The following is a 26,059-nucleotide window of genomic DNA, read 5'->3' on the forward strand; positions in this document are numbered from 1 at the left end:
TGGCGGACGCTGCGCACTCCAGGGTGCAGGGCATCCGCACAGCATCGCAAGAATGCCGCGCGAGATGCAGTTCACAGCGCCGGGCGTGGCGCTATGTGTCGAGCAGTTCGATCAGGGTCGGGGTCAGTCGGGCGAAGGCCTCCGGGGTGGTCATGAGCAGGTGTGTCGCGTCGACCGGGTGGTCGGCGACGGCGGTGTCGGTGTAGGGCCACCACGCGGCGGGGGTGACGAGCGCCCCGCCGCGGTCGGTCTTCGTCGCGCGGAAGAACTCGATCCGGCCGCGGAAGACGCCGAGGTCGTACCGGGTGGCAAGCTCGACGACGGTCATGGCGCCGCGGTAGATCCGCCGCAGCCGGTCGGCGTCGAGCACCGCCAGCTCGGTGGGGATGCCCGCGGCCAGCACCTCGAGCGCCTCGTCGCTCAGCGCACCCAGCTCCTCCTCCGGCGGCAGTGCCTCGGGCGCGATCCCGACCTCGGCGAAGGCGGAGCGCACCGCCCGCCGGAAGTCGCCGAGATCCACCTCGGGCGTGCCGTCCAGGACGGCGAGCAGCTCGACCTCGGCGCCCTCGCGCTGCAGCCGGACCGCGGCGGCGTGCGCCAGCACTCCGCCGATGGACCAGCCGAGCAGCCGGTACGGCCCCTCCGGCTGCACCTTCCTGATCTCCGCCAGGTACCGGGTGACGAAGTCGTCGAGCGATTCCGGGTGCCAGCCCTCCTCGGCGAGCGCGGGCGTCTGCAGGCCGTAGATCGGCTGGTCGGCGGGGAGGAAGTGGGTCAGCCCGGCGAAGCTCCAGGCCAGCCCGGTGTAGGGGTGGAAGCAGAAGAGCGGCGGCCTGCCGCCCGTGCGCCGGATCGGCAGCAGCACCCCCAGCGCGGCCTCGTCCCCGGAGTGCGCCGCGACCACCCTGGCCGCGATACCGGCGACGGTGGGGTCGTCGAAGAAGGCGGCGACCTTGAGCTCGGTGCCGGTGCGCTCGCGCAGCCGGGTGACGACCCTGGTGGCGCTGAGCGAGGTGCCGCCCAGCTCGAAGAAGTCGTCGTCGGCGCCGACCAGCTCGACGCCGAGCACCTCGGCGAAGACCGCGGCGACGGTCTCCTCGGCCGGGGTCGACGGCGCGCGGTACCGGTCGGCTTCGAAGCTCGGCGCCGGCAGCGCACCGCGGTCCAGCTTCCCCACCGGGGTCAGCGGCACCCGATCCAGCACGGTGATCGAGGACGGCACCATGTACCCGGGCAGCCGCTCCCGCAGGTGGGTGCCGAGCGCGGGCAGGTCGAGCGCGCGGCCGGGCGCCGCGACCACGTACGCGACCAGGACGGTCGCGGCCGCGCCGCCGTGCCCGACGGTGACCGCGAAGTCGACATCCGGGTGCGCGGCCAGCGCCGCGTCGATCTCGCCCAGCTCGATGCGGAAGCCGCGCACCTTGACCTGGAAATCGGAGCGGCCGAGGTACTCGACCTCGCCCGCGCGGGTCCAGCGCACGACGTCGCCGGTGCGGTACATCCGCTCTCCCGGGACGTGCGGGTTCGGCACGAACCGCGCCGCCGTGAGCCCGGGCCGCGCGTGGTAGCCGCGCGCGAGCTGGATACCGGACAGGTACAGCTCGCCCGCCACCCCCACCGGCACCGGCCGCAGCCGCGCGTCCAGGACCAGCGACCGCATCCCGCGGGTGGGGCCGCCGATCGTGACCGGCTCCCCCGGCACCAGCGGGGCGCTGATATTGGTCATGATGGTCGTCTCGGTCGGCCCGTAGCCGTTGTGGAACGCCCGAACCGTGCCGTCCGGCAGCGGGGCCGCCCACTTCGCGACCAGCTCCGGCGGGCACGCCTCGCCACCGGCCACCAGGACCCGCAGCGAATCCAGGCCGCGCCCGTCGAAGGTCGCCAGCGCGCCGGGGGTGATGAAGGCGTGCGTCACGCGCTCGCGCCGGATGAGCTCGGCGAGCTCGGCGCCGCCGTAGACGTCGGGCGGCGCGACGACCAGCGCCCCGCCCCGCGCGAGCGCGAGGAGCAGCTCGAGGATCGAGGCGTCGAAGCTCGGCGAGGCGAAGTGCAGCGCGCGGGTCCGCGCGTCGAGGCCATACCGCTCGGCCTGCTCGGTCGCGAAGTTCGCCAGCCCCGCGTGCGTGACCACGACGCCCTTGGGGGCGCCGGTCGAGCCGGAGGTGTAGATGACGTAGGCCGGGTGCTCCGGGCGCGGGGCGCGGACCAGCTCGGCGGTGGTCAGCGGCGCGGCGTCGTAGGCGGCAGCGTCCAGGTCCTCCAGCACCAGCCAGCGCACCGAGTCCGGCAGCCGGTCGCGCACCGACCGCACCGTGACCCCGATCGGCGCGCCGCTGTCGGTGACCATGTGCGCGATGCGGTCGGCCGGGTAGTTCGGGTCGATCGGCACGAAGGCGGCCCCGGTCCTGGTGACCGCCGAGGCGGCGAGCACCGAATCGGCCGACCGCGGCACGGCGACCGCGACCAGGTCCTCGGCTCCGACGCCCGCGGCGACGAGCACCCGCGCCAGCCGGTTCGAGCGCGCGTTCAGCTCGCCGTAGGTGAGCGTCTCCCCCTGGAAGACCACCGCGGGCGCGTCCGGCGCACCGAGCGTGAACAGCTCGGACAGCAGCCGCGGCGCGACCGCGGCCGCCCCGGCGCGCGACACCAGGTCCACCTGCTCGGCGGGGTCGAGCAGCTCGACCGCGCCCGCGGTCACCGACGGGTCGGCTAGCACGCCGCGGAGTACCCGCAGGAAGCGGTCGGCGAAGGACACGACCGTGCCGTGGTCGAAGAGGTCGGTGGCGTAGTCGACCATGCCGTCGATACCCGCGGGCTCGCCGTCGGGGCCGTGCCGCTCGACGAGCGTCCACTGCAGGTCGAACTTGGCGACGACCTCGTCGGTCGGCACCGCGCCGAGCCGCAGCCCCGGCAGCTCGAAGCTCGAGGTGGGCAGGTTGGTCAGCGAGAGCGCGACCTGGAACAGCGGGTGCCGCGCCTGCGAGCGCACCGGGTCGAGCAGCTCGACCAGCCGCTCGAACGGGATGTCGGCGTGCGCGAAGGCACCCAGGTCCGTCTCCCGCACCCGCGCCAGCACCGCGTCGAAGTCGTCGTCCGGCTCGACCGGCGTCCGCAGCACCACGGTGTTCACGAACATCCCGACCAGGTCGTCCAGCTCCGCCTCGCCGCGGCCTGCCTCCGGCGTCCCCAGCACCACGTCCGTCGTCCCGGCCAGCCGCGCCAGCAGCACCGCGAGCGCCGCCTGGACCACCATGAACACGGTGGCCTGGCGCTCGGCCGCCAGCCGCAGGATGCCCGCGTGCAGCTCGGCGTCGACGGCGAAGGGCGCGCGGGCGCCGGCGAAGCCCGCGGTGCGGGGCCGCGGCCGGTCGGTGGGCAGCCCGAGCTCCTCGGGGAGCCCGGCGAGCGTGCGGCGCCAGTACTCGGCCTGGGTGGCGAGCACGCTCTCCGGGTCGGATTCGTCGCCGAGCACCCGGCGCTGCCAGATGCTGTAGTCGGCGTACTGCACCGGCAGCGGCGCCCACTCCGGCGCCGCCTGCCCGGACCTGGCGATGTAGGCGACCATGAGGTCCCGGGTGAGCGGCCCGACCGACCAGCCGTCCACGGCGATGTGGTGCGCCACGAAGACCAGCACGTACTCGGCGTCCCGGCCGGGGGGCGGGTCGAGCGCGTACAGCGCCACGCGCAGCGGCGCCGCCGCGGTGACGTCGAAGCCACCGGACACCATCGCGCGCAGCTCGGCGGGGAGCGCGGCGGCGGGCACCGGCACGACCGGCAGCTCGGGCAGCACCTCGGCCGCGGGCAGCACCCGCTGCTCCGGCCCGTCCTCGGTCTCCGGGTAGACCGTCCGCAGCACCTCGTGTCTGGTCAGGACATCGCGCACCGCGGCGCCGAGGGCGGCGACGTCGAGCACGCCGGTGAGCCGGACCGCGATCGGCACGTTGTAGACCGCCGAGTCCGGGTCGAAGCGGTTCAGGAACCACATGCGCTGCTGCGCCAGCGAGAGCGGAATCCGCTCCGGCCGCTCCCCCGCGGTGAGCGCGGGCCTGGCACCGCTGCCCGCCTCGCGCTCCAGCACCGCGGCGAGCTCCCCGACTGTCGAGGCCTCGAAGAGGGTGCGGACCAGCACCCGCGAGTCCAGCGCGGCCCCGAGCCGGGCGGCCACCTGGGTGGCGAGCAGCGAGTTGCCGCCGAGGGCGAAGAAGTCGTCGTCCAGCCCGACCCGCTCCACGGCGAGCACCCGGCCGTACACCTCGGCGACGGTCTGCTCGATCGGCGTCCGCGGCTCCCGGAAGACCTGCTCGGAGGCGAAGACCGGCTCCGGCAGCGCCTTGCGGTCCAGCTTGCCGACGGTGGTCAGCGGCAGCCGGTCGAGCACCGTGAAGGCGGCGGGGACCATGTAGGCGGGCAGCGTCTCGCGGACGTGCGCGGCCAGCGCCCCGGTGTCGATCACGTGCCCGCGGGCGGCGACGACGTAGGAGACCAGGTTCGCGACCCCGGTCTCGCCGCGGTGCCCGACCGTGACCGCGAAGTCCACGCTCGGGTGCGCGGCGAGCACGGCGTCGATCTCGCCCAGCTCGACCCGGAAGCCGCGGATCTTGACCTGGAAGTCCGAGCGGCCCACGTACTCGACCTCGCCGCCGCGGGTCCAGCGCACCACGTCGCCGGTGCGGTACATGCGCTCGCCGCTCCGGTACGGGTTGGCGACGAACCGGTCGGCGGTGAGCCCCGGCCGCGCATGGTAACCCCGCGCGAGCTGCACACCCGCGATGTACAGCTCACCGGCCACCCCCACCGGCACCGGCTGCAACCGCGCGTTCAGCACCAGCGACTGCGTGCCGTCCTGCGGGCCGCCGATGGTCACCGTCTCGCCGGGCACCAGCGGCGCGCTGGTGTTGCTGCACACCGTGGTCTCGGTCGGGCCGTAGCCGTTGTGGTACGCCCGCACGGTCCCGTCGGCGAGCGGGACCGCCCACCGGGCGATGAGCTCCGGCGGGCTGGCCTCGCCGCCCGCGATCACCAGCCGCAGCGTGTCCAACCCCGCGGGGTCGAAGGTCGCCAGCGCCGCGGGCGGGATGACGGCATGGGTCACCCGCTGCTCGCGGATCAGCTCGGAGAGCTCCTCGCCGCCGTAGACGCTCTGCGGCACCACCACCAGAGTCCCGCCGCGCAGGATCGCCAGGAAGAGTTCCAGCAGCGAGGCGTCGAACGACGGGGAGGCGAAGTGCAGCGCCCGCGTCTGCGCGCTGAGCCCGAAACGCCGATCCTGGTCCGCGGCGAAGTTGGCCAGCGCCCGGTGGCTCACCACGACGCCCTTGGGGCGCCCGGTCGAGCCGGAGGTGTAGATGACGTGCACCGGGTGGTCCGGGTGCAGCGGCACCCGCCGGTCGGCATCGGTGACCGGCCCGCCGTCGAACTCGCGCAGCTCCGACTCCGCGGGCTCCAGCCACCAGGACGTGCGCGGCAGCTGCGCCCGCACGCCGCCCGCGGTCAGCCCGATCCGGGCGCCGGAGTCGGCGATCATGAACTCGATCCGGTCGACCGGGTTCCTGGAGTCGATCGGCAGGAAGGCCGCGCCCGTCCTGGACACCGCCGCGACCGCGACCACCGACTCGATCGAGCGCGGGATCGCCAGCGCGACAACGTCCTCGGCGCCGACGCCCGCCGCGATCAGCAGCCGGGCCAGGCGGTTCGCGCGCTCGTTCAGCTCGCGGTAGGTCAGGGTCCGCCCCTCGAAGACCACGGCTGCCGCATCCGGCAGCCCGGTCTCGAACAGCTCGGGCAGCAGCCGCGGCGCGGGCGGCGGCGGGCACGCCCTGGACACCAGGTCGGCGTGCTCGGCGGGAGCGAGCAGCGAGACCGAGCCGACCGGGGCCGCGGCATCGGCCACCACCGCGGCCAGCACCCGGACGAACCGCTCGGTGAACGAGCGCGCCGTCCGCTCGTCGAACAGGTCGGTCGCGTAGAGCACCGAACCGGCGATCCCCGTGGCGGCGCCATCGGCGGTCAGCAGCTCCCGCAGCGTCCACTGCAGGTCGAACTTGGCGGGCAGCGCGGGCGGTTCGATGCCCGCGAGCTTCAAGCCCGGCAGCTCGAACTCGGTCACCGGGGCGTTGACCAGCGTCAGCGCCGTCTGGAAGAGCGGGTGCCTGGCCTGCGAGCGCGGCGGCGCCAGCACCTCCACCAACCGCTCGAACGGCACGTCCGCGTGCGCGAAGGCCGCCAGGTCGGTCTCCCTGACCCGCTGCAGCAGCGCGGCGAAGCCGTCCTCCGGCAGCACCGCCGTGCGCAGCACGAGGGTGTTCACGAACATGCCGATCAGGTCGTCCAGCTCGGCCTCGCCGCGGCCCGCCACGGGCGTGCCGATGGCGATGTCGTCACCGCCGGAGAGCTGGGCCAGCAGCACCGCCAACCCGGCCTGCACCACCATGAAGAGCGTGGCATTGTGCTCGGCGGCCAGCTGCCGCAGACCCCGGTGCAGCTCCTCGGAGATCTCGAAATCCACGCTCGCCCCGGCGAACCGGGAGGCACTCGGCCGCGGCCGGTCGGTCGGCAGCGCCAGCTCGTCCGGGAGCCCGGCCAGCGCCGCCCGCCAGTACCCGGTCTGCGTCGCGAGCAGGCTCGACGGGTCGTCCTCCGCCCCGAGCAGCTCCCGCTGCCACACACTGAAATCCGCGTACTGCACCGGCAGCGGCGCCCACTCCGGCGCGGCCCCCGCCGCCCGCGCGGCATAGGCCACCATGAGGTCGCGGGTGAGCGGGCTCATGGACCACCCGTCCGTCGCGATGTGGTGCGCGACGAAGACCAGCACGTACTCGCCCGCCCCCGGCACCTCGAAGAGCGCCACCCGCAGCGGCACCTCGGCGGTCACGTCGAAACCGGCGGTGACGAGCTCGGCGACCCTGGCAGGCACCTCGTCGGCCGCCACCGGCACCGGGGTGAGCGCGATGTCCACCGCGCCGACCGGGAGTACCCGCTGCTCCGGCCCGTCCTCGGTCTCCGGGTAGACGGTCCGCAGCACCTCGTGCCTGGCCACCAGGTCGCGCACGGCCCCGGCCATGGCGGCGGTGTCGAGCTCGCCGGTCAACCGGACCGCGATCGGCACGTTGTACACCGCCGAGTCCGGGTCGAAGCGGTTCAGGAACCACATGCGCTGCTGGGCCAGCGAGAGCGGAATCCGCTCCGGCCGCTCGACCGCGACCAGGGCGGGGCGGGCGCCGGTGCCGCGCTCCCGCTCCAGCACCGCGGCGAGCTCACCGACGGTCGAGGACTCGAAGAGGGTGCGCACGGGCACCCTGGTGTCCAGCGCAGCCCCGAGCCGGGCGGCTACCCGGGTGGCGAGCAGCGAATTGCCGCCGAGGGTGAAGAAGTCGTCGTCCAGCCCGACCCGCTCGACGGCGAGCACCCGGCCGAAGACATCGGCGACGGTCTGCTCGATCGGCGTGCGCGGCGCACGGAAAGCGACCTCGGAGGTGAAGACCGGCTCGGGCAGCGCCTTGCGGTCCAGCTTGCCGACGGTGGTCAGCGGCAGCCGGTCCAGCACCACGATGGCCGCGGGGATCATGTAGACCGGCAGCGTCTCGCGCAGGTGCGCGGCCAGGGCGCCGGTGTCGACCGTGCGGCCGCGCGCGGCGACCACGTAGGAGACCAGGTTCGCGACCCCGGTCTCGCCGCGGTGGCCGATGGTGACGGCGACGTCGACGCTCGGGTGCGCGGCGAGCGCGGTGTCGATCTCGCCGAGTTCGATCCGGAAGCCGCGGATCTTGACCTGGAAGTCGGAGCGGCCGACGTACTCGACCTCGCCGCCGCGGGTCCAGCGCACCACGTCGCCGGTGCGGTACATGCGCTCGCCCTCGCGGTAGGGGTTGGCGACGAAGCGGTCGGCGGTGAGCCCGGGCCTGGCGAGATAGCCGCGCGCCAGCTGCACGCCACCGATGTACAGCTCACCGGCCACCCCAACCGGCACCGGCTGCAGCCGCGCGTTCAGCACCAGCGACTGCGTCCCGTGCTGCGGCTCACCGATCGTCACCCGCGCGCCCGGCAGCAGCGGAGCACTGATATTGCTGTCGACCGTGGTCTCGGTGGGGCCGTAGCCGTTGTGGTAGGCCCGTACGGTGCCGTCCGGCAGCGGGACCGCCCACCGGGCGATCAGCTCCGGCGGGCTGGCCTCGCCACCGGCGATGACCACGCGCAGCGTGTCCAGTCCGGAGGGGTCGAAGGTCGCCAGCGCGGCGGGCGGGATGACGGCATGGGTCACCCGCTGCTCGCGGATCAGCTCCGACAGCTCCTCACCGCCGTACACGGTCTGCGGCACCACCACCAGCGTGCCCCCGCGCAGGATTCCGAGGCAGAGCTCGAGCAGCGAGGCGTCGAACGAGGGCGAGGCGAAGTGCAGCGCCCTGGTGCGCGCGCTCAGCCCGAAGCGTCCGTCCTGGTCAGCGGCGAAATTCGCGAGTGCCCGGTGGCTCACCACGACGCCCTTGGGGCGGCCGGTGGAGCCGGAGGTGTAGATGACGTGCACCGGGTGGTCCGGGTGCAGCGGCACCCGCCGATCGGCATCGGTGACCGGCGCGGCGTCGAAGCCGCGGGTATCGAGGTCCTCCACCACCAGCCACCACGTCGTGTCCGGCAGCGTCCTGCGCACGCCGCTCGCGGTCAGCCCGATCCGGGCGCCGGAGTCGGCGATCATGAACTCGATCCGGTCGACCGGGTTCCTGGAGTCGATCGGCAGGAAGGCCGCGCCCGTCCTGGACACCGCCGCGACCGCGACCACCGACTCGATCGAGCGCGGGATCGCCAGCGCGACAACGTCCTCGGCCCCGACGCCCGCCGCGATCAGCAGCCGGGCCAGCCGGTTCGCGCGCTCGTTCAGCTCCCGGTAGGTCAGGGTCCGCCCCTCGAAGACCACCGCCGTCGCGTCCGGCGCGCCGAGGGTGAACAGCTCGGGCAGCAGCCGCTGCGACGGCGGCGGCGGATAGGCCCTGGACACCAGGTCGGCGTGCTCGGCGGGAGCGAGCAGCGAGACCGAGCCGACCGGGGCCGCGGCATCGGCCACCACCGCGGCCAGCACCCGGACGAACCGCTCGGCGAACGACTGCGCCGTCTCCGCGTCGAACAGGTCGGTCGCGTAGATCACCGAGCCCGCCATGCCGCCCGCCCGCCGCTCCTGCAGCGTCCACTGCAGGTCGAACTTGGCCGGCTGCGCGGGCGGTTCGATGCCCGCGACCTTCAGCCCGGGCAGCTCGAACTCGGTCGCCGGGGCGTTGACCAGCGTCAGCGCCGTCTGGAAGAGCGGGTGCCGCGCCTGCGAGCGCGGCGGCGCCAACACCTCGACCAGCCGCTCGAACGGAACGTCCGCGTGCGCGAAGGCCGCGAGATCGGTCTCCCTGACCCGGCGCAGCAGCGTGTCGAACCCGTCCCCGGGCGCGACGGGGGTGCGCAGCACGAGGGTGTTGACGAACATGCCGATCAGGTCGTCCAGCTCGGCCTCGCCGCGACCGGCCACCGGGGTGCCGATGGCGATGTCGTCGGTGCCGGAGAGCTGGGCCAGCAGCACCGCCAACCCGGCCTGCACCACCATGAAGAGCGTGGCATTGTGCTCGGCGGCGAGCTGCTTCAGTCCGCGGTGCAGCTCCTCGGGGATCTCGAAGTCCAGGCTCGCCCCGGCGAACTGCGAGGCGGGGGGCCGCGGCCGGTCGGTCGGCAGCGCCAGCTCGTCGGGCAGCCCCGCGAGCGTCTCCCGCCAGTACCCGGTCTGCTGGGCGAGCAGGCTCGACGGGTCGTCCTCGGCGCCGAGCAGCTCCCGCTGCCAGGCGCTGAAGTCGGCGTACTGCACCGGCAGCGGGGTCCACTCCGGCGCGGCGCCCGCGGCCCGCGCCGCGTAGGCCACCATGAGGTCGCGGGTCAGCGGGCCCACCGACCAGCCGTCCGCGGCGATGTGGTGTGCGACGAAGACCAGCACGTACTCGGCGGCCCCCGCCACCTCGAAGAGCGCGATCCGCAGCGGCACCTCGGCGGTCACGTCGAAGCCCGCGGTGGCGATCCGCGCCACCCGCTCCGCGACCTCGCCGGGCCGCACCGGCACCGGGTAGAGCCCGGCGACCGCCGAGTCCGCGGGGAGCACGCGCTGCACCGGGCCGTCCTCGGTCTCCGGGTAGACGGTCCGCAACACCTCGTGCCTGGTCACCAGGTCGCGCACGGCGCCCGCCATGGCGGCGGTGTCGAGGTCGCCGCTGAGCCGGACCGCGATCGGGATGTTGTAGACCGCCGAGTCCGGGTCGAAGCGGTTCAGGAACCACATGCGCTGCTGGGCCAGCGAGAGCGGCACCGGATCCGGCCTGCACACGCCGGTCAGGGCCGGGCGGCCGCCGCTGCCCGCGTGCTGCTCGGCGCGGGCGGCGAGCGCGGCGACGCTGCCCGCCTCGAAGAGCGCGCGCACCGGCAGCGTGGTGTCCAGCGCGGCGCCGATCCTGGCCGCGACCTGGGTGGCGAGCAGCGAGTTGCCGCCGAGCTCGAAGAAGTCGTCGTCGGCCCCGACCCGCTCCAGCCGGAGCACCTCGCCGTACACCCCGGCGACCAGCTCCTCGACCGGGGTCACCGGGGCGCGGAACTCCCGCGCCCGGAAGGCGGGGACCGGCAGCGCTCTCCGGTCCAGCTTCCCGGACGGGTTGAGCGGGAAGCGCGGCAGCACGGTGACCACCGCGGGCACCATGTACCCGGGCACCGCGCCGCGCACCGCATCCCGGACGGCGTCGCCGTCGAGGTCGCGCCCGGGCTCCGGGGTCACGTACCCGGCCAGGAACTGGCCCACGTCCCCGTCGGCGACCAGCACCACCGCCTGCGCCACCCCGTCCACGGCCCGCAGCGCGGTCTCGATCTCCCCGAGCTCGATGCGCTGGCCGCGGAACTTGACCTGGAAGTCGGCGCGGCCCGCGTAGACGAGTTCGCCGTCGGCGCGCCTGGTCACCAGGTCGCCGGTGCGGTAGAGCCGCGTCCCGGCGCCGAACGGGTCGGCGACGAAGCGCTCCGCGGTCAGGTCGGGGCGGCCCGCGTAGCCGCGCGCCAGCTGCGCGCCGCCCAGGTACAGCTCGCCGCGCACGCCGGGCGGCACCGGCCGGAGCCTGGCGTCGAGGACGTGGGCGGTGCTGTTCCACTCCGGCGCGCCGATCGGCACCACCGCGGTGTCGCGCTCGGTGACCGCGTGCGCGGTGATCGAGACCGCGGCCTCGGTCGGGCCGTACAGGTTGTGCAGCCGGGCCCGGCTCACCCGCCGGAACGCCGCCACCGTCTCCGGGTGCAGCGCCTCGCCGATGACGAAGACGTCGCGCAGCGCCGTCAGCTCCGCAGGCTCGGCGTGCTCGGCGAAGACCGCGAGCAGCGACGGCACGAAGTCGGTGACGGTGACGCCGTGCCGGTGCATCAGCTCGGCGATATAGCGGGCGTCGCGCTGCCCGCCCTCCTCCGCCAGCACCATCCGCGCCCCCGCCGCGAGCGGCGCGAAGAAGCCCCAGATCGACAGGTCGAAGGTGGGCGCGGTCTTCTGCAGGTAGCGGTCGGCCGGGCCGATGCCGTACGCGGCGACCAGCCAGGCGATCTGGTTGGCGGCGGCGCCGTGCGGCACGGTCACGCCCTTGGGCCGCCCGGTGGAGCCGGAGGTGAACAGCGTGTAGGCCGGGTGCCGCCGGTCCGGGACGGTGTCCTGCGGCAGCGGGTCGCCGAGGTACCCGGCGGCGTCGGCGACGGTCAGCCGGGTGGTCCGCGGGCTCGGCTCGACCGGGAGCCGGGCGCCGGGCTCGGCGATCAGCACCGCGGGGCGGGTGGTGTCGAGGATGTGCCGCACGCGGTCGGCCGGATGCGCGGGGTCGAGCGGGACGAAGGCGCCACCGGCGCGCAGCACCCCGAGCATGGCGGTGACCAGCTCGGGGCCGCGCGGCAGCGCGAGCACCACGGAGACCTCGGGGCCGACGCCGGTGGCGCGCAGCAGCCGCGCCACCCGGTTCGCGGCCGCGGAGAGCTCGCCGTAGCCGATCTCGCCGAACTCGCCCGCCAGCGCGGTGGCGTCGGGCGCCACGGCGGCGTGCTCGTCGAAGCCCTGGTGCAGCCGGGTCCAGCGCACCGGGTGCGCGGTCGCGTTGCACGCCAGGGCGCGCCGCTGCTCCTCGGCGTCCATGAGCGGGATGTCGCCGACCGGGATGCCCGGCTCGGCGACGACCGCGTCGAGCAGCCGGAGGAAGCGGCCGACCAGCTGCTCCGCGGTCCCGCGGTCGAAGAGCGCGGTCGCGTAGGTCAGCACGCCGGAGATGCCCGCGGGCGCGCCGTCTTCCGCGTACTCGTCGCTCACCACGAGGTGCAGGTCGAACTGGGACAGCTCGATCTCCAGGTCGAGGCCGGAGAGCGTGAGCCCGGGCAGCTCGAACTCGGTGGTGCCGAAGTTCTGGAAGGAGAGCCCGACCTGGAACAGCGGGTGCCTGCTCTGCGAGCGGGCCGGGTCGAGCACCTCGACCAGCCGCTCGAACGGGACGTCGGCGTTGGCGAAGGCCTGGATGTCGCTCTCCCGCTGCCTGGCCAGCACCTCGTCGAAGCGGTCGCCCGGCGCCAGCCGAGTGCGCAGCACGAGGGTGTTCACGAACATGCCGATCAGGTCGTCGAGCACGGCGTCGCCGCGGCCCGCGATCGGCGTGCCCACCGCGACGTCGTCGGTGCCCGCCAGCCGGGCCAGCAGCACCGCGAGCGCGGTGTGCAGCGCCATGAACAGCGTCGCGCCGCCTGCCCGTGCCAGCTCGGTCAGGGCCAGGTGGGTCGCGGCCGGGATCACCACCGGCACCGAGCTGCCCGCGTAGGACTGCACCGGCGGCCGGGGCCGGTCGGTCGGCAGCTCCAGCTGCTCCGGCAGGTCGGCGAGCGCCGCCCGCCAGTGCGCGATCTGCGCGGCCGCGACCGACTCCGGGTCGTCCTCGGCGCCGAGCAGCGCGCGCTGCCAGATGCTGTAGTCGGCGTACTGCACCGGCAGCGGCGCCCAGCCCGGCTCCTCCCCCGCGGCGCGGGCCGCGTAGGCAACCATGAGGTCCCTGGTCAGCGGGGCGATCGAGGAGCCGTCGCCGCTGACGTGGTGGATCGCCATGGCCAGCACCCACTCGTCCGCGCCGAGTTCGAACACGGCGACCCGCAGCGGCACCTCGGTGGTGACGTCGAAGGAGGTGGCGATCAGCTCGGCCAGCGCGGCGGGCAGCTCCGCCGCCGACACCCGCCGGACGTCGGGTGCGGGCACCGCGCTCGCGGGCAGCACCACCTGCATCGGCCCGGTGTCGGTCTCCGGGTAGACCGTGCGCAGCACCTCGTGCCGCCGCACCACATCCTCGATCGCCGCGGTCAGCGCCTCGACCCGCACCTCGCCGTGCAGCCGCACCGCCACCGGGATGGTGTACGCCGCCGAGTGGCTGTCGAACCGGTTCAGGAACCACATGCGCTGCTGCGCGGGCGAGAGCGGCACCCGCGCGGGCCGCGGCCCCGCGGTCAGCGCGGGCCTGGCACCGCGGCCCGCCAGCTGCTCGGCCGCGGCCGCCAGCTTCTCCACCGTGCTGTTCTCGAACAGCGCGCGCGCCGGGACCCTGGTCTCCAGCGCCGCGCCGATTCGCGTGGCGACCTGGGTGGCGAGCAGCGAGTTGCCGCCCAGCTCGAAGAAGTCGTCGTCCAGCCCGATCCCGTCGGTGTCGAGCACCGCCGCGATCACCCCGGCGACCACCCGCTGCACCTCGGTCTCCGGGGCCCGGTAGGCGCGGTGCTCCAGCACCGGCGCGGGCAGCGCGGCCCGGTCCAGCTTGCCGACCGGGGTCAGCGGGATGGCGTCGAGCACGACGATCGCGGTCGGCACCATGTGCGCGGGCAGCCTGGACTCCGCCCACGCCGTCAGCTCGGCGGGCTCGACCGCGGCGCCCGCGGCCGCGTGCACGTAGGCGACGAGCACGGTGGCGCCGTTCGCCTGCTGGTGGCCGGTGGTCACCGCGAAGTCGACCGTCTCGTGCGCGGCGAGCACCGCGTCGATCTCGCCGAGCTCGATCCGGAAGCCGCGGACCTTCACCTGGAAGTCGTTGCGCCCGAGGTACTGCAGGTCGCCGGAGGCGAGCCGCCGCACCAGGTCGCCGGTGCGGTAGAGCCGGGAGCCGCCGTCGTCGAACGGGTTCGCCACGAACCTGGCCGCGGTGAGCCCGCGCCGCTCGTGGTAGCCGCGCGCCAGCTGCGCACCGGTGAGGTACAGCTCGCCCGCCACCCCCTCCGGCACCGGGCCGAGCCGCTCGTCCAGCACATACGCGACCACGCGCCGGATCGGCGCCCCGATGGTGACCGTCTCGCCCGGCACCAGCGGGCCGCTGATATTGGTCATGATGGTGGTCTCGGTGGGGCCGTAGCCGTTGTAGAACTCGCGGAACCGGCCGTTGCCGCGCGGCTGCACCCAGCGCCGCACCAGCTCCGGCGGGCAGGCCTCGCCGCCGGCGACCACGACGCGCAGCTCGTCCAGCCCCGCGGGGTCGAGCGAGGCGAGCACCGCCGGGGTGATGAAGGCGTGCGTCACCCGCTCCCGGCGCAGCAGCCCGGCCAGCTCGTCGCCGCCGACGATCGCCGGGTCGACCACCACCATGGTGGCGGCGCCGCCCAGCGCGAGCAGCAGTTCCAGCACCGAGGCGTCGAACGAGGGCGAGGCGAAGTGCAGCGTCCTGGAGTCGGTGCCGACCCGGTACCGCTCGTGCTGTTCGTCGCAGAACCCCTTCAGCCCGGCCTGGGTGACGACGACGCCCTTGGGGCGGCCGGTGGAACCCGACGTGTAGATGACGTAGGCCGCGTCGGTGGCGCGCAGCAGCCGCGGCCGGTCGGCGGAGGAGATCGGCTCCAGCGAGAAGCGCTGCGCGGCCGGGGTATCGATGGTCAGCCACTCGACCTCGCGGGGCAGCCCGGCGCGCTCCCCGCTCACCGTCAGCCCGAGCACCGCGCCGGAGTCGCGGACCATGTAGGCGACCCGGTCGCTCGGGTAGCGCGGGTCGACGGGGACGAAGCCCGCCCCGGTCTTGGCCACCGCCCAGACCGCGAGCACCGACTCCGGCGAGCGCGGGATGCCGATCGCCACCAGGTCGCCGGGGCCGATGCCGCGGTCGAGCAGCAGCCGGGCCAGCCGGTTCGAGCGCTCGTCCAGCTCGGCGTAGCCGAGGCTGCCGTAGCTGCGCTCCGCGCCTGCGAAGACCACGGCGGTGCCGCCCGGGTTCGCCTCGACGGCGGCGGCCATGAGCTGCGGGAGCGCGACCAGCCTGGCGCGGCGGGTACGGGTGGGCCTGGTCCGGGTCGAGCTGGTCACGGGCGGGACCCCCCGCCGATCGAGCTTCCCTCTCGCATACCACCCAGCAACACGATTACCCGCCCGTCATCGAAGAGCACTGCACGCATCGGAGACCCCACGCGAGGCCGCGGTGATGAACGTTCCCTATCGCCGCGAAACGCGTGCGATGGGCTCCTACCCGCCGTTCACCAAACCATGTGGGGATAAATTGCCTGATCGAAGTCCTCTGAAGACTTCGACCGCTTACAGGGTGCCGGTTGCTTCCCGAAAAACGCAAGCTGACGGCTGAGAGACGGGTCTCAGGAGCGCCCGCCGCGCCATCGCGGGGGATGCAGCTGTAGCAACTGGACAGCGAGCAACCGGCTACCGGTCAGCGGCGATCGAGCAGCCGGTTCAGCTGCGGCCCGATCTCGGCGAGCGCGCGCGGGTCGGCCATCTGGTCGTGCGTGGCGGGGACCGGCCGGTCGACCACCTCGCCGTCCACGTACGGCCGCCAGGCCGCCGCCGCGCCCGGCCGCGGGTCGACGGCGGCGCTGAAGTACTGCAGCGCGCCCCGGAAGACCTCGGGCCGGTACCGGTTGATCAGCTCGGCGGAGCGCACCGCGTTGCGGTAGATCCGCCGCACCCGCTCGGGGGTGAGCACCGCCGCCTCGGCGGGCACCGCGGCGTGCAGCAGCGCCAGCGCCTCGTCGGTGAGTTCGGCGAGGTCGTGCTCGGGGTCGTCGGGGAGCGCGCCGAGCACCGCGTCGTCGATGCCGAGCTCGCCGAGCGCCGCCTTCAGCGCCGAGCGGAAGTCGGAGATGTCGATCTCGTGGTGGCTGTCCAGCATGGCCAGCAGCGCGACCTCCTCGCCCGCCGCCTGCAGCGTGGTCGCGATGGCGTGCGCAACGATGCCGCCGAGCGACCAGCCGAGCAGGTGGTACGGGCCGTGCGGCTGCACCGCGCGGATCTCGGCCAGGTAGCGCTCGGCGATCTCGGGCAGCGTTTCGGCCAGGTAGCCGTCCTCGGTGAGCGCGGGCGACTGGATGCCCATGATCGGGCGGTCGGCGTCGATGTGCCCGGCCAGCCCGGCGTAGCTCCAGGCCAGGCCGTACATGGGGTGCAGGCAGAAGAGCGGCTCCCGGCTGCCGCCGCCGCGCAGCGGCAGCAGCACGCCGAGCGCGGCGTCCGACCCGTGCTCGGGCTCGACCTCGCCCGCGGAGACCGCGCGCACCTTCGTGGTGACCGCGGCGACCGTGGCGTCGGCGAAGAGCCACTGCACCCGGACGTCGACGCCGGTGACCGCGCGCAGCCTGGCCACCAGCCTGGTGGCGAGCAGCGAGTTGCCGCCGAGCTCGAAGAAGTCGTCGTCCATCCCGGCCCGCGGCAGCTCCAGCACCTCGGCGAAGAGCCCGGCGACGGTCTGCTCCAGCGGCGAGAGCGCCGCCCGGTACGGCCTGCCGGTCAACTCGGGCGCGGGCAGCGCCTTGCGGTCCAACTTGCCGCTGGCGTTGAGCGGCATGGCGTCCAGCAGCACGAGCGCCGACGGCACCATGTAGGACGGCAGCGCGGCCTTCGCGTGCGCGAGCACCGCGCGCCGGATGTCGCCCGCCTCCGGCTCGGACACCACGTACCCGACCAGCCGGTCGCCTGCCTCGCCGCGCACCAGCGTGACCACCGCCTTGCGCACCGCGGGGTGGCCGAGCAAGACGCTCTCGATCTCGCCCAGCTCGATCCGCTGGCCGCGCAGCTTGACCTGGAAGTCGCTGCGGCCCAAGTACTCCAGCACCGGTGCGCCGTCGCCGCCCGGCCGCTGCCAGCGCACCACGTCGCCGGTGCGGTAGAGCCGCCGCCCACCGCCGTGCGCCACGAAGCGCTCGGCGGTGAGCGCGGGGGCGTTCGCGTAGCCGCGGGACAGCTGCACGCCTGCGAGGTACAGCTCGCCGGGGGCGCCGAACGGCACCGGCGCCAGCTGCCGGTCCAGCACCAGCGCCTCGGTGTTCGCCACCGGCGCGCCGATCGGGATGCCGCCGCGCCGCGCCCGGCCGCTCACCGCGTACGCGGTCACCACCGTGGCCTCGGCCGGGCCGTACCAGTTCACCAGGTAGGCATCGGGCAGCAGTGCGGCGCAGCGGGCCGCGAGCTCGGCGGTGAGCGCCTCGCCCGCGGCGAAGATCCAGCGCAGCGCGGGCAGCGCGACCTGCGGCAGCTCGGCGATCTCGTCCAGGAAGGCCGCCAGCATGGACGGCACGAAGTGCACCGCGGTGACCCGCCGCTCGGTGAGCTCGCGCAGCAGGTAGGCGGGGTCGCGGTGGCCGTCCGGCTCCGCGATCAGCACCGTCGCCCCGGTCTGCAGCGGCCAGAACAGCTCCCAGGTGGAGATGTCGAAGGTGATCGGGGTCTTGTGCAGCACCAGGTCGCCCGCGCCGTGCGGGTAGGTCCACTGCGCCCAGCGGAACTGGTTCACCATCTGCCGGTGCGTGATCACCACGCCCTTGGGGCGGCCGGTGGAGCCGGAGGTGTAGATGACGTAGGCGGCGCCGTCCGGCCGGACCGCGGGGGTGGCGGGCTCGTCGGCGGCGAGCGAGTCCGGGTCCGGCAGCCAGAGCGAGTCCAGCTCGACGACCTGCACCCCGCCCTCGGTGGTGAAGCGGTCCCGCGCGGTGGTGAGCACGCAGAGCGGCGCCGCGCTCGCCAGCACGTGCTCGCTGCGCTCGGCCGGGTGGTCCGGGTCGATCGGGAGGTAGGCGGCGCCGGTGCGCAGCACCGCGTAGATCGAGGCGACCAGCTCCAGCGAGCGCCGCATGGCGATGCCGACCAGGCTGCCGGGCCCGACCCCGCGCTCGGTGAGCACCTGGGCCAGCGCGCGGGAGAGCAGGTCCAGCTCGCTGTAGCTGAGCTTGGTGTCCTCGTACACCACGGCGGGCGCGTCCGGAGTCCGCGCCACCTGCGCGTCGAAGAGCGTGAGCAGCGTCGCCTCGTCCAGGAACTCGGGGACCTCGGTGGCGTTCGCCGTGGCCAGCACCGCGCGCTCGGCGTCGGTCAGCAGGTTCACCTCGGCGACCCGGGCGTTGCGGTCGCGCACGAAGCGGTCGATGACCGCGGCGAAGCGCTCGGCGAGCAGCGCGGCGGCGGCGTCGTCCACCAGCTCCCTGCGGTGCTTCAGCGTCACCTGCAGCTGCCTGCCGGGCACCACCATGACGGTGATCGGGTAGTGCGTGTTGTTCACGACGTCCACCCCGGCCAGGTGCATGCCGTCGATGCCGCCCGGCTGCTCCAGCCCGGCGCGCTCCAGCGCCGCCTTGTCGATCGGGAAGGACTCGAAGACCACGAGCGTGTCGAAGAGCGGGTCGACGCCTGCGAGCTCCTGGATCTCGGCCAGCCCGATGTGGTGGTGGTCGAGCAGCGCCGCCTGCTCCAGCTGCAGCGTGCGCAGCAGCCCGGCCAGCGTGCTGCCCGGTTCCAGCCGGACCCGCACCGGGACGGTGTTCACGAACAGCCCGACCAGGGTCTCCACCCCGGGCAGCTGCGGCGGGCGGCCGGAGACGGTGGCGCCGAAGACCACGTCGTCCCGGTCGGTGCTGCGCCCGATGAGCAGCGCCCATGCCGCCTGGACCACGGTGTTCACCGTGACCCCGAGCTCGGCGGCGAGCCTGCTCAGCGCCTCGGAGCGGGCGACCGAGAGGGTGAACTCGGCCTCGCCGACCCCGGCCTCGGCCGCGCCCGGCTCCGGGACGGCGGCCACCAGCGCGGTGGGCTCGTCGACCCCGCTCAGCGCGGCCTGCCAGGCGGTGCGCGCGGCGGCGCGGTCCTGCGCGGCGAGCCAGAGCAGGTAGTCGCGGTACGAGCCGATCGGCTCGCCCAGCGGCCGCCGCACCCGTCCGACCAGCGCGTACACCGTGAGCAGGTCGCGCAGCAGCAGCGGCATGGACCAGCCGTCGACCAGGATGTGGTGCGCGGTGACCAGCAGCTGGTGCCGCTCGGCGGCGGTGCGGATCAGGGTGAAGCGCAGCATCGGCGCGGCGTGCATGTCGAAAGGGGTCGCCAGGTCGTTGGCGACCACCCGCACCCGCGCGGCCTCGGCCGGGCGCTCGGCCAGGTGCGCGAGGTCGACGAAGCGCCACGGCAGCCGGACCGCGTCCAGCACCACCTGCACCGGCTCGCCCGCGCTGTCCTCGGCGAAGGCGACGCGCAGGTTCGGGTAGCGCACCAGCACCAGCTCGGCGGCGGCGCGCAGCCGGGTGGCGTCCACCGGCCCGGTCAGGTGCAGCCCGAACTGCATGGTGTAAGCGTCCACCGAGCCCGCGGCGAGCAGCGCGTGGAAGAGCATGCCGGACTGCAGCGGGGTCACCGGCCAGACGTCGGCCAGCTCCGGGTAGCCCCGGGTGAGCTGGTCCACATCGCGCTGCACCAGCGACACCAGCGGGAAGTCGGAGGGCGTGTGGCCGCCCGCGTCCGGGCGCCTGCCGTGCTCGGCGAGCCCGCCGAGCGCGCGCACCCAGCGCTCGGCGAAGGTCTGCACGTCGGGCAGGTCGAGCACCGCGGCGGCGTAGTCGAAGCGGGCGACGAGGCCGTCCGTGGTGGCGTCGACGGTGAGGTCGAGCACCAGGTCGTCCACGGGTGAGTCGGCCCGCACCCGGGCCGGGCGCAGGTCCCGGTAGCGCAGCCCGAGCAGGCCGCGGTCCAGCCGGGCGATCTCGCCCGCGGTGGCCGGGTTGGCGTGCCGGAGCAGCCCGAACCCGACGCCGCCCGCGGGCACCGCGCGGCACATCTCCTTGACCCGGCCGAGCGCGACGCCCGCGGCCGGGCCGCCGTCCAGCACCTCGGCGAAGTCGATCCCGGTCAGCCGCAGCGCCAGCGGGTACGTGGTGGTGAAGGCCGCGACGAGGTCGGCGGCGTCGGTGCCGCCGCCGCTGAAGTCGGTGGGCAGCCCGACCCTGGCGTCCGCGGTCAGCCGGACCACGGTGCCGATCTGCTCCGGCGCGGTGGGGTCGGCCAGCGCCAGCGCCAGCGCGGTGAGCAGCACCTCCTCGACGGTCGCGTGGTAGGCGTCGGCGACGGTGGCGACCGCGCCCGCGGCCTCCCTGGTGATCCTGGCCGAGAGCCTGCCGCGGATGCGCAGGTCGCCGGGGTACAGCCTGCCGCCGCGCGGCACGGCGGAGCGCCACCACTCCAGCTCGGCCATGGTCGCCGGGTCGGTGGCGCGCGCGGCGAGCGCGCGGATCAACCCGCCCGACCCCGCCCCGGTGGCCGCGGGCGCGGCGTGCCCGCCGGACCAGGCCGCGCTGAGCTCGTCCACCACGATCCGCCACGCGGCGTCGTCCACGACGAGGCCGTTCGCCACCACGAGCAGCGTGCCGCCCCGGTTCGGCTCGGCCGGGGTGATCAGCACGAACCTGGCATTGGCTCCGGTGGCCGGGTCCAGCTGCGCGGCGACGGCCTCGACCACCTGGTCGTACTCGGCGGGCTCCACCTCGGCGGCGTCGAGCAGCCAGTACGGCTCGCCCGGGCGGCCCGCGGGCGGAACCAGCTCGAAGGCGGGCTCGCCCTCCTCGGTGCGCACCAGCCGCGCGGAGAGCATGGGGTGCCTGGCCAGCACGCCGTCGGCGGCGGCCCAGACCCGGTCGGTGGCGGTGCCCGCCGGGACCTCCAGCTCGATGGCGCGCAGCTCGATCCCGCCGGGGGCGTCGGCGAGCAGCCGCAGCCCGTCCGGGGTGAGCGGGAGCAGCCCGTCGTCCGGCGGCTCGGCGGTCGCGGCGGCGGCCAGCGCGGCCACGGTCCGGTGCTCGAAGACCTCGCGCGGGCTGATCGTCACGCCGCGGGTGCGGGCCCGCGCCACCACCTGGATGGAGGCGATGGAGTCGCCGCCGAGCGCGAAGAAGTCGTCGTCGGCGCCGACCCGCTCGACGCCGAGCAGCTCGGTGAAGACCTCGGCCAGCACCAGCTCGGCCTTGCCCTCCGGCGCGCGGAAGGCGGCCTGCTCGGCCTGCGGCTCCGGCAGCGCGGCGCGGTCCAGCTTGCCGTTCACGGTCAGCGGCAGCGCGTCCAGCGCGACGAAGGCGGCGGGCACCATGTAGCTGGGCAGCCTGGCCGCGAGCGCGGTGCGCACCGCGTCGACGTCGGCGGCGCCGACCAGGTAGGCCACCAGCCGCTCGCCGGTGCCGTCCGGGCCCGGCCTGGCGAGCACGGCCGCCTGCGCCACTGCGGGCTGCTCCCGCAGCGCGGCCTCGATCTCGCCCAGCTCGATCCGGAAGCCGCGGACCTTCACCTGGAAGTCGGTGCGGCCGCGGTACTCCAGCTCGCCCAGCGGGTTCCAGGCGGCCAGGTCGCCGGTGCGGTACATGCGGGCCCCGGCCCGGAACGGGTTGGCGACGAACCGGTCCGCGGTCAGGTCCGGCCTGCCGAAGTAGCCGCGGGCCAGCTGCGCGCCCGCCAGGTAGAGCTCGCCCGCCACGCCCATCGGGACCGGGTTCAGCCGCGCGTCGAGCACGTAGACCTGGGAGTTCCACTCCGGGTCGCCGATCGAGACGGCGTGCTGGTCGGCGCTGGTCACCCGGTGCGCGGTGATCGAGACCGCGGCCTCGGTAGGGCCGTAGAGGTTGAACAGCTCGGCGGCCGGGTTCGCCCGCAGGAAGCGCTGCGCCACCGCGGCGGGCAGCGCCTCGCCGATGGCGAGCACCCGGCGCAGCGAGCCGGGCAGCGCGCCGTCCGCCTCGGTGAGCAGCGCGTCCAGCATGGACGGGACCACGTGCAGCGTGGTCACCTTCGCCCTGGCCATGAGCTCGTTCAGGTAGCCGGGGTCGCGGTGCCCCTCGGGGTCGGCGATCACCAGCGTGCCGCCGCACACCGCGGCGGACCAGAACTCCCACACCGAGAGGTCGAAGGTGGCCGCGGTCTTGAGCAGCACCGCGTCCTCGGCGCCGAGCCGGAACTCCGCGCGCTTCCAGAGCAGCTGGTTGACGATGGCGCCGTGCGGCACCGCGACGCCCTTGGGGCGGCCGGTGGAGCCGGAGGTGAAGATGACGTAGGCGGTGTGCGCAGGGCGCAGCGGCGCGCGCCGCTCGGCGTCGCGCACGGGGCCGTCGGCGTAGCCGTCGAGCGGCAGGTCGTCGAGGACCAGCACCGGGGTCTCCGGCGCGGTGAAGCCGGTGGCCAGGTCGGTGACGACGCAGAGGGGGGCCGCGGTGTCGAGGATGTACCCGGTGCGCTGCGCGGGCTGCGCGGGGTCGAGCGGCACGTAGGCGCCGCCCGCGACGGCGACCGCGTACATGGCGACGACCAGCTCCACCGAGCGCGGGAGCGCGAGCGCCACCCTGGTCTCCGGGCCGACCCCGAGCGAGATCAGGTGCCTGGCCAGCCGGTTCACCCGCGCGCCGAGCGCGGCGTAGTCGACCGTGCCGCCGGCGGGGTCGATCAGCGCGGTGCCCGCCGGGGACTCGGCGACGGCGGCGTCGAGCAGCGCGACCAGCGTGGCCGCCGGGTCTACCGGGTGCGCGGTGGCGTTGCGGGCGAGCAGAAGCCGGTCGCGCTCGTGCTGCTGCAGCAGCGGCAGGTCGCCGACCGCCGTCTCCGGTGCCTGCGCGACGGCGCGCAGCACCCGCACGAAGCGGTCGACGAAGCCGCGCACGGTGAACTCGTCGAAGAGCGCGGTGGCGTAGGTGACGACGCCGCCGATCCCGGTCGGCGCGCCGTCGGCGTCGTAGCCGTCGCCGATCATCCAGTGCAGGTCGAACTGCGAGATGGCGGTCTCGAAGTCGACCCCGGAGACGGTCAGCCCGGGCAGTTCGAGGGTGGTCGGGGCGAGGTTCTGGAAGGAGAGCCCGATCTGGAAGAGCGGGTGCCGCGCGGTGGAGCGCTCCGGGTTGAGCACCTCGACCAGCCGCTCGAAGGGCACGTCGGCGTGCGCGAAGACCTGGATGTCGGTGTCCCGCTGCCGCTTCAACAGCTCGGTGAAGGGCGCGCCGAGGTCCAGCCTGGTCCGGAAGACCAGGGTGTTCACGAACATGCCGATGAGCTGCTCCAGCGCCACCTCGTCGCGGCCCGCGATCGGGGTGCCGACGGCGACGTCGTCCGCCCCGGAGAGCCGCCCGGCCCAGACCGCGAGCGCGGTGTGCACGACCATGAAGAGCGTGGCGCCGTTGGCCCTGGCCAGCTCGCCGAGGGCCCGGTGCGTCTCGGCGTCGATCCGCACCTCGACCATGCCGCCCGCGTAGGACTGCACCGCGGGGCGCGGCCGGTCGGCGGGCAGCTCGATCTGGTCCGGCAGCCCGGCCAGCTCGTCCTGCCAGAAGGCGATCTGCCGCGCCGCCACCGAGTCCGGGTCGCGCTCGCTGCCGAGCAGCTCCTGCTGCCACAGGCTGTAGTCGGCGTACTGCACCGGCAGCGGCGCCCACTCCGGTGCGGCGCCGCCCGCCCGCGCCACGTACGCCGTGACCAGGTCGCGGGTGAGCGGCCCGATCGAGGAGCCGTCCGCGGTGATGTGGTGCACCACCATGGCCAGCGCGTGCTCGTCCGGCTCCGCGCCGTCCGCGCGCCGCACCGCGATCAGCGCCACCCGCAGCGGCACCTCGGCGGTGACGTCGAAGTGCGTGCCGATCACCTCGGCGACCGCGTCGCGGAGCCGCTCGGCGGGCACCGTGCGGTACTCCACCTCCGGCACCGACTGCGCGACCGGCAGCACCACCTGCACCGGGCCGTCCTCGGTCTGCGGGTAGAGCGTGCGCAGCACCTCGTGCCTGGCGGCCAGGTCGGCGACGGCCGCGCGCAGCGCGTCGACGTCGAGCGCGCCGCTGAACCGCACCGCGATCGGGATGTTGTAGGCGGTGGACTCCGGGTCGAAGCGGTTCAGGAACCACATGCGCCGCTGCGCGGGGGAGAGCGGGATGCGGTCCGGGCGCGGGCCCGCGGTGAGCGCCAGCCGCTCCGGGTTCTCGGTGAACTCCACCAGCCGCAGCGCCAGCCCGGCCACGGTCGGCGCCTCGAAGAGCACCGGCACCGGGATCCTGGTCTCCAGCGCGTCGTTCAGCCTGGCGATCACCTGGGTGGCGATCAGCGAGTTGCCGCCCAGCTCGAAGAAGTCGTCGTCGGCGCCGATCTCTCTGGCGCGCAGCAGCTCGGTGAAGATCCCGGCGACCAGCTCCTCCAGCCTGCCCGCGGGCGCGCGGAACTCCCTGGCGGCGAAGACCGGGGCGGGCAGCGCCCTCCGGTCCAGCTTGCCGCCGGGGGTGAGCGGGATCTCGTCGAGCACGACGATCGCCGCGGGCACCATGTGCGCGGGCAGCCGCTGCCCGGCCGCGCTCGCCAGCGCGGCGGTGTCCGGCCGGTCGCCGTGCACGTAGGAGACGAGCACCGTGGCGCCGCTGTCCAGCTCGTGCCCGACGGTGGCGGCGAAGTCGACACCCGGCTGCTCGGCGAGCACCGCGTCGATCTCGCCCAGCTCGATCCGGAAGCCACGGATCTTCACCTGGAAGTCGTTGCGGCCCAGGTACTCCAGCTCCCCCGCGCCCGCGCCGCGCACCACGTCGCCGGTGCGGTAGAGCCGGGAGCCGGGCGCGCCGAGCGGGTCGGCGACGAAGCGGGTGGCGGTCAGGCCGGGCTTGCCGTGGTAGCCGCGGGCCAGCGCCGGGCCCGCCACGTAGAGCTCGCCCGCCACCCGGTCCGGCACCGGCATGAGCCTGGCGTCCAGCACGTGCGCCGCGATGCCGCGGATCGGCGCGCCGATGGTCACCGGCTCGCCGGGGCGCATGGGGGCGCTGATATGGGTGGCGACGGTGGCCTCGGTGGGGCCGTAGGCATTGTGGAAGTGCCGCTGCGTGCCGTCCGGCAGCGGGGCGACCCAGCGCCGCACGAGGTCGGGCGGGCAGGCCTCGCCGCCGGTCACCACCACCCGCAGCCGGTCCAGCCCGGCCGGATCGACCGAGGCCAGCGCGGCCGGGGTGACGAAGGCGTGCGTCACCCGCTCGCGGCGCAGCACCTCGGCCAGCTCGGTGCCGCCGAAGACCTCCGGCGCGACCACCACCATGGTCGCGCCGCCGCCGAGCGCGAGCAGCAGCTCCAGCACCGAGGCGTCGAACGAGGGCGAGGCGAAGTGCAGCGTGCGGGAGCCGGCGTCGACGCCGTACCGCTCGCGCTGCTCGGCGCAGAACCCGGCCAGCCCGGCCTGGGTGACCACCACGCCCTTGGGCAGCCCGGTGGAGCCCGAGGTGTAGATGGCGTAGGCCGGGTGCTCGGCGCGCACCGGGCGCCCCCGATCGGCCTGGGTGACCGCGTCGGCGGGCTGCTCGGCCAGGCGGCGCACGGTATCGGGGTCGTCGAGGACCAGCCACTCGGTGTCGTCCGGCAGCGCGCCGCGCGCGGCGGCGACGGTGAGGCCGAGCGCGGCGCCGGAGTCGGTGAGCATGTGCCGCACCCGGTCGGCCGGGTAGTTCGGGTCGACCGGGACGAAGCCGGCCCCGGTCTTGGCCACCGCCCAGACCGCGAGCACCGACTCCACCGAGCGCCGGATGCCGACCGCGACCAGGTCCTCCGGGCCGATCCCGCGCCCGATGAGCAGCCGGGCCAGCCTGCTGGAGCGCGCGTCCAGCTCGGCGTAACCAACCGCGGGGCCGCTCCCCTCCGCCTCGGCGAAGACCAGCGCCGCACCCTCCGGGTTCGCCTCGACCGCGGTCGCGAGCAGCTGCGGCAGCGTGACCGTGCGCGGTCCCCTGGTGCGGGTCGGGCGGGTACGGGCGGGGCGGGTCATCGCGGCACCGGGGG

General features: G+C 74.9%; 1 protein-coding gene and 1 pseudogene. Both read right to left on the bottom strand.

Features of this window, described 5'->3' with window-relative positions:
- Positions 1 to 91: 91 nt before the first annotated feature.
- On the bottom strand, positions 92 to 15,343 hold the full coding sequence (locus tag ACFUUZ_RS04260) for an amino acid adenylation domain-containing protein (RefSeq protein ID WP_378692399.1): 15,252 nt from the start codon (positions 15,341 to 15,343) through the stop codon (positions 92 to 94).
- A gap of 352 nt (positions 15,344 to 15,695) precedes the next feature.
- Positions 15,696 to 26,036, bottom strand: a pseudogene (locus tag ACFUUZ_RS04265) (amino acid adenylation domain-containing protein); the annotation flags it as partial.
- Positions 26,037 to 26,059: the final 23 nt, after the last annotated feature.

Source organism: Nocardia sp. NPDC057353, assembly GCF_042667085.1.
GTDB lineage: Bacteria > Actinomycetota > Actinomycetes > Mycobacteriales > Mycobacteriaceae > Nocardia.